Genomic DNA, 442 nt, shown 5'->3' on the forward strand with positions numbered 1-442 from the left:
GTAACGATACCGTGCTGATCCTTGATGAAATCAAGCGTGCGGACCCCAAGCGCGTTCAGGAAATGGCCTACGCAATCGCCAACGGCATGGGCAAAAGCACCATGACTCGCGAACGTGAAGGGCGGGCCAAATTGACCTGGCGCGTGCTTGCCCTTTCCAGCGGCGAAAGGTCGTTGTCGGAGCATGCCGCCATTGGGGGCAATGGCGCGCATGCCGGCGCCGAGTTGCGCATGGTCGATGTAAATGCTGGCACCCGGACTCATCGCGCTTTTGATGATGTGCATGGCATGACGGGACAAGAATTCCACCGCGTCCTAAACGACGCTGTCACGCAACACTATGGGCATCTTGGCCCCACGTTCGTGGAAGCACTTATTAAGCAGCCAAAGGAGCTGTATAGCGCCTTTTCACACGTCCGTGATGCCTTCGAAACCAAGAGTTC

At 57.0% G+C, this 442-nt stretch carries 1 protein-coding gene; it reads left to right on the plus strand.

Features of this window, described 5'->3' with window-relative positions; all coding sequences use genetic code 11:
- Nucleotides 1-11: 11 nt before the first annotated feature.
- On the plus strand, nt 12-442 hold a 431-nt coding region (locus AC3XQU_RS22950), incomplete at its 3' end, for a DUF927 domain-containing protein (RefSeq protein ID WP_489876467.1).

The sequence above is a fragment of the Telluria sp. AZSoR62 genome, from assembly GCF_058111565.1.